This window comes from Streptomyces sp. SID3212, from assembly GCF_009865405.1.
Lineage (GTDB): Bacteria > Actinomycetota > Actinomycetes > Streptomycetales > Streptomycetaceae > Streptomyces.
On sequence record NZ_WWJY01000251.1, the window covers coordinates 1 to 3,241 of the forward strand.

The window sequence follows — 3,241 nt, forward strand, 5'->3', positions numbered from 1 at the left end:
AATCAAGCCCGTCCGGCGATTGAGGACAAATCAGTAAGCCGCACCCCGTACCGGAACACCGTGTCGGTTGTCGGGGCACGTGATCGATTTGTTCTACTATGTGCCCTCGCCGGTCCGTACGAGGGAGCCGCCGCATGCCGTCCCCGCCCCGTCTCCGCGCCACCCTGGCGGCCCTCGCCGCCCTCGCCGCCCTCGCCGCGCTCGCAGTCGCGCTGCCGCCCGCCCAGGGCCAAGCCGCCGCCCAGGGCCAAGCCGTCGCCCACGCGCAGCCCGACCCCAGCCCCGTACGTGTCAACCAGATCGGCTACCTCGGAGGCGCCGACAAGATCGCCACCGTCGTCTCCGGTCACACCTCGCCGCTGGTCTGGCGGCTCGTCGACGCGACCAGTTCGAAGGTCGTGGCCACCGGCACCACCAGGATCCACGGTACGGACCGCGCCTCCGGCGACCACGTCCACCGGGCCGACTTCTCCGCCGTGACCGCCCCGGGGACGTACCGCCTCACCGTCGGAGACCGCGTCGGAGACCCCGTCGGCGACCCCGTCGGGGAGACCGATGGCGACCCCGTCGGAGACACCCGCAGCGTCCCCTTCGCCATCAGCGACACCCCCCTCTACCCCCACCTCGCCCGCGAGGCCATGCAGTACTTCTACTTCCACCGCCTCGGCACCCCCGTCTCCGCCCGCTACCTCCAGAGCCCCGCCCACGCGCACGACGCGCTGCACCCCGGTGACAGCTCCGTCCCCTGCTACCAGGACTGGTGCGGGAAGGAGCGGCTGAACGTCGCCCAATCCTGGGCCGACGCCGGGGACTTCGGGATCTACCCGGTCAACCACGCCATCGCCGCGTGGACCCTGATGAACCTCTACGAGCGCCGGCCCGCCGCCCACGGTGACTCCACCCTCCGGATCCCCGAACGGGGCAACGGCCGTCCCGATCTCCTCGACGAGGTGGAGTACGGTTCACGCTTCCTTTCCGGGATGCTTCCCGCGTCCGGGCTCGCCTCGCACAAGGTGCACAACCACCGGTGGAGCGCCTTCCCCGTCGAGGACGCCGCCGCCGAGAACGCCCTGCCCCGCTCGGCGATGGGGCCGTCCACGAACGCCACCTACGCCGTCGCCCGTACCAACGCCCAACTCGCCCGGGTACTCGCGCCGTTCGACGCGGACCGTGCCGACCGGCTGTGGGCCTCGGCCCAGGAGGCGTGGAAGCGCGCCGAGGCGGCCCCCGACGTCGACTACACCGACACGACCCCTGACGCCGAGGGCGGCGGCGACTACGCGGACACCGGCAACGACGACGACCGTTACGCGGCCGCTGCCGAGCTGTTCCTCACCGCCCAGCACCGAGCGGAAAGGGCGGAAAGGAAGGAAAGGGTGGAGAGCGCGGAGACCGTCGAGGGTTACCGGACGGCCGTCACCCGCTCCCCGCACTACGGACGCGTCACCGATTTCAGCTGGGCCGACGTCGCCACCCTCGGCACGCTCTCCCTGCTCGCGGTGGACAGCGACCTGCCCGCCGCCGATCTCGCGGCGATGCGCGGACGCCTGCGGGCGTTCTGCGACGAGGTGATCGCGGTGCAGGAGGCCGAGGGTTACCCGGCGCCGATCCCGGGGAGCGGGCCGTACCCCTGGGGCTCCAACTCCTCCGTCGTCAACCGGATGTTGCTCCTCGGCACCGACTACGACCTCACCGCCGACCCCCGCGCGCTCAAGGCCATGCACCGCTCCATGGACTACCTGATGGGCGCCAACGCCATGCGCCTCTCGTACGTCACCGGCTACGGCGCCTACCACGAGACGGATCTGCACGACCGGCTCGCCTGGGGGCGCTACCCCGCGACGCCGTACCCCCGGGGCTGGCTGTCCGGCGGCCCCAACAGCACGCTCATCAACGACACCGCGACCCCCACCGGCCGTCCCGCCGCCAAGTCGTACGCGGGTCCCGGCACCGCCCCCGCCGCCTGGGGGTCCAAGGAGAACACCGTCAACTGGAACGCGCCGCTGGTCTGGGCCGCCACCTACCTGGAGCTGACCACACCGGACCTGGCGGCGGCCCGGCCGGCGGACCTGGCGGCGGTACGGGTGCCACGCGCGCCCGCGCCCGTGGCACCCGTAACGGTCACAGCGGCAGGACGCACACCGCGACCGGCGCGGTGAACGGGGCCCCGGCGGACCGCAGTTCGCCGGTCACCTGGTCGACGTCGAAGACAGTCACCGAGTTCGACCGCTGGTTCGCCGCGAACAGCAGTTCCCCGCCCGGCGAGAGGGCGATCTGCCGCGGATAGTCGCCGCCGACGGGCACGGTGTCCAGCAGCCGCAGCTCGGCGCCGTCGGCCTCGATCGCGTACCGGGCCAGGCTGTTGTGACCCCGGTTGGCGAGATAGGCGAAGGCGCCGTTGGCGGTGACCGCCAACTCCGCCGGGTAGCTTCGGGTGTTGCCGGTGGTGCCCGTCGACTGCGGCTCCCCGGGCGTCAGTTGGCCCGTCGAGGAGTTGTACGCGCAGACGACCACGGTGTTGTCCAGCTCGTTGGCCAGGTAGGCGAAGGCGCCCGACGGGTGGAAGGTGAGATGCCGGGGGCCCGCCCCGGGTCGCAGCCGCGCGTACGAGACACGCGTCAGCGCGCCGGTCCGTACGTCGAGGCGGTACGTGTACACCGTGTCGTTGCCCAGGTCGACGGCGAGGACGTGACCGCCGTCCGGCGAGGTGACGATCTGGTGGGCGTGCGGCCCGCCCTGCCCCGGTCCCGGCGGCGGGGTGGAGTGCGTGACCAGCGCCGTACGCTCCCCCAGCGCACCCGACGCCTGGATCGGCAGCACGGCCACGCTGCCGGACGTGTAGTTGGCGGTCAGCAGCCACTGCCCGCTCGGGTGCACGGACAGGTGGGCGGGCCCGGCGCCGCCGGTGGAGCGGCTGCCGAGGACCGTGTGCCGGCCGTCGTCCGCCAGGGCGATCGCCGTGACCTTGCCGGCCTGCTGCTCGTCCACGGCGAACAGCGTCCGCCCGTCGGGGTGGATCGCGAGGTACGAGGGGTCCGCGACGCCCGTGACGGTCCCGGTGCCCGTGATGGCGCCGGTGGCCGAGTCGTACGTCGCCAGGCCGACGCCGGTGCCGCCGCCCGGGGACGAGGTGTACGTACCGAGGAAGAGCCGGCGGGTGGCGGCGCGCGGGGCGGCGGGGGTGGGGGCGGAAACGGAGCCGGAGGCGGAGGCGGATGCGGGGACCGCTCCGGGCGCACCG

The 3,241-nt window shown here is 73.1% G+C and carries 2 protein-coding genes; one reads left to right on the forward strand and one right to left on the reverse strand.

Annotation, left to right across the window (positions count from 1 at the left end; translation table 11 throughout):
• The first annotated feature begins 134 nt into the window (after window positions 1-134).
• Complete coding sequence (locus GT042_RS07780) at window positions 135-2,159, forward strand: glycoside hydrolase family 9 protein (RefSeq protein WP_161307974.1); 2,025 nt, start codon at window positions 135-137, stop codon at window positions 2,157-2,159.
• Here GT042_RS07780 and GT042_RS07785 read toward each other — a convergent pair.
• On the reverse strand, window positions 2,122-3,241 hold a 1,120-nt coding region (locus GT042_RS07785; RefSeq protein WP_161307975.1), incomplete at its 5' end, for a lactonase family protein. The two genes, GT042_RS07780 and GT042_RS07785, sit on opposite strands and share 38 nt — an antisense overlap.